Origin of the sequence: Ornithinimicrobium sp. (assembly GCF_035267225.1) — a bacterium.
Lineage (GTDB): Bacteria > Actinomycetota > Actinomycetes > Actinomycetales > Dermatophilaceae > Ornithinicoccus.
Window position 1 is genome coordinate 1 of sequence record NZ_DATFMA010000025.1, and the last position, 2,940, is coordinate 2,940.

The 2,940-nt window shown below is 70.2% G+C and carries 3 protein-coding genes; all 3 read left to right on the forward strand.

Features of this window, described 5'->3' with window-relative positions; all coding sequences use genetic code 11:
* The coding region (locus VJ976_RS01525) for a glutathione S-transferase family protein (protein ID WP_324098222.1) at positions 1–872 on the forward strand (872 nt) is incomplete at its 5' end.
* A complete protein-coding gene (gene trpS / locus VJ976_RS01530; RefSeq protein ID WP_324098224.1) occupies positions 869–1,969 on the forward strand; it encodes a tryptophan--tRNA ligase in 1,101 nt (366 codons plus the stop codon). The genes VJ976_RS01525 and trpS, both read left to right, overlap by 4 nt.
* An 11-nt stretch (positions 1,970–1,980) precedes the next feature.
* Positions 1,981–2,940: glycerate kinase (locus tag VJ976_RS01535; RefSeq protein WP_324098226.1), on the forward strand; the 960-nt coding region annotated here is incomplete at its 3' end.

The following is a 2,940-nucleotide window of genomic DNA, read 5'->3' on the forward strand; positions in this document are numbered from 1 at the left end:
CCCGCGCCTGCCCCTGGGCGCACCGCACGGTGGTCTCCCGTCGGCTGCTCGGCCTGGAGGACTCCTTGTCCATGGGGATCTGTGGTCCGGTGCACGACGAGAACAGCTGGACCTTCGACCTCGACCCAGGACATCGCGACCCGGTGCTGGGGATCCCCCGCCTGAAGGACGCCTACGAAGCCAGGCCCCAGGGCTACAAGCCGGGGGTGACGGTGCCGGCGATCGTGGAGATCGAGTCCGGGCAGGTGATCACCAACGACTTCCGGCAGATCACCGAGGACTTCGCGACCCAGTGGACGAGTCTGCACCGCGACGGTGCCCCCGACCTGTACCCGGAAGCCTGGCGGGATGAGATCGACGAGATCTCCGCCCCGATCTACGAGGACATCAACAACGGGGTCTACCGCTGCGGGTTCGCCGGGACGCAGGACGCCTATGAGGAGGCCTACCACCAGCTCTTCAACCGCCTGGACGCCGTCTCGGAGCGACTGGAGACTCGCCGGTACCTCGTGGGTGACCACATCACCGAGGCGGACATCCGGCTGTGGACGACCCTGGTGCGCTTCGACGCGGTCTACCACGGTCACTTCAAGTGCAACCGCACCAAGCTCTCCGAGATGCCGGTGCTGTGGGCCTACGCCCGCGACCTGTTCCAGACGCCGGGCTTCGGCGACACGGTGGACTTCGCTCAGATCAAGGCGCACTACTACGAGACCCACCGTGACGTGAACCCGACCGGGGTGGTGCCGCTCGGTCCCCTTGCCCAGATGTGGACGACCGAGCATCACCGCGAGCAGCTGGGCGGGTCCCCGTTCGGCGACGCCACCCCTCCTGGCCCCCCACCGGAAGGTGAGCGGGTGCCGGCTCTGTGAACGACGCAGCACAGGACCTGGCCGACGCGACATCGGAAGCGTCGTTGCGACGCACCGTGGCGCGGTCAGCCGAGATCGAGCGGGCGATCGCCGCCGACCCGAGCCCCTTTCGCGTGCTCACCGGCGACCGGCCGACCGGAAACCTGCACCTGGGTCATTACTTCGGCACGCTGGCCAAACGGGTCAGCCTGCAGCAGCGGGGAGTGGAGACGTTCATCCTGGTGGCCGACTACCAGGTGATCGCCGACCGTGACGGGGTCGGACCGTTGCAGGAGCGGGTCTACTCCCTGGTGGCCGACTACCTCGCCGTCGGTCTCGACCCGGAGCGCACCACGATCTTCACCCACTCCGCCATCCCGGAGCTGAACCAGCTCATGCTGCCCTTCCTGTCGCTGGTGACCGAGGCCGAGCTCCGGCGGAACCCGACCGTCAAGGCGGAGTCGGCGGACTCCGAGGGTCGGCCGATGTCGGGGCTGCTGCTCACCTACCCCGTGCACCAAGCGGCCGACATCCTGTTCTGCCAGGCCAACCTCGTCCCAGTCGGCAAGGACCAGCTACCGCACCTGGAACAGGCGCGGGTGATCGCCCGCCGCTTCGACGAGAGATACGGCCGGGCCGACTCCGAGCGTCCGGTGTTCCGGGCCCCCGAAGCGCTGTTGAGCCAAGCGGCCAACCTGCTGGGCACGGACGGAGCGAAGATGAGCAAGTCCAAAGCGAACACCATCGAGCTCGGCATGGACGCCGACGCCACGGCCGCCGCGCTGAAGAAGGCCGTGACCGACTCCGAGCGCACCATTACCTACGAGCCACAGCGCCGCCCCGAGGTGTCCAACCTCGTGCTGCTCGCGGCGCTGGCCAGGGGGCGGGAGCCGGACGAGGTCGCTGCCGAGGTCGGGGACGCTGGGGCAGGGGCGCTGAAGAGGATGGCTACCGAGGCGGTGAACGAGCACTTCGCCCCCATCCGCGCGCGACGGGCGGAGCTGAACGCCGACCCCGGCTACCTGCAGCAGGTGCTACGTCGCGGGAACGAGCGCGCTCGAGGCATCGCGTCGAGGACCCTGGACGAGGTCCGCGTCGCGATGCGGATGCAGTACTGAGCGGGTCTGTCGTGCGGGTGATCGTCATCGCCGACCGTTCCGGCGCGCCTGGTACGTCAGCGACCTCGACATCGGGCGCCGACCTGGCCCGCGGCTGGTCGCAGACGGCTCCGCACGACACGGTGGAGCTGGTCAGCCTGTCCGACGGCAGTGCCGGGTTCGTGGACTCGATGAGCCCCGTGAGCGAACGCGTCGACCCCGTCGTGGTGTCCGGGCCATATGGCGGCTCGGTGCCGGCCCAGATCGGGTGGCGCGGGCAGACGGCCTACGTCGAGGCGGCAGACGTCGTGGGGCGACATCTGGACGACGACGGTCGCTCCCCATGGTCCGCCTCGAGCGCGGGGGTGGCCGAGCTGCTGGTGGCCGCCCGGGAGGCGGGCGCCGAGCGCATCGTGGTGGGTGTGGGCACCGACGTGGTGTGTCACGACGGCGGCCTCGGGCTGCTCCGCGCGCTCGGAGCGGGCGAGGACCTGCATGACCTGCCAGCGGTGTGCCACCACTGGGCGGGGGTCTCGATCGTGCTGGCGACGGCAGCGATGCTGCCGTTGACCGGTTTTCACGGGGCCAGTGCCGCACTGGTCACCGAACGAGGTGTCTCGGCGCACGAGGCCCAGGAGCACGAGGCGCGGCTCGGTGAGCTCACCGAGGTGGTCGACGCGTCTCTGAGACAGACATCGGCCCCGGGTGTGGACCTGCTCACCGGGACGCCGCGACGCCGCGAACGCCAGCCGGGCGCCGGGGCAGGAGGCGGAGTGGGCTACGCGCTGCAGATCCTGGGGGCAGCTACCGCCTCCGGAGCGGCCTTCGCCCTGGACGAGCTCGCTGTGCAGCCCCGGCTGAGCGGGGCCCTCGTTGTGCTGACCACCGAGCGCTACGACTGGCGCAGTGTGGCCGACGGCGTCGTGGCCGAGACCGCCAAGGCGGCGCTCGAGGCGGCCTCGCCCACGGTGGTCCTGGCGCGTGAGGTCATG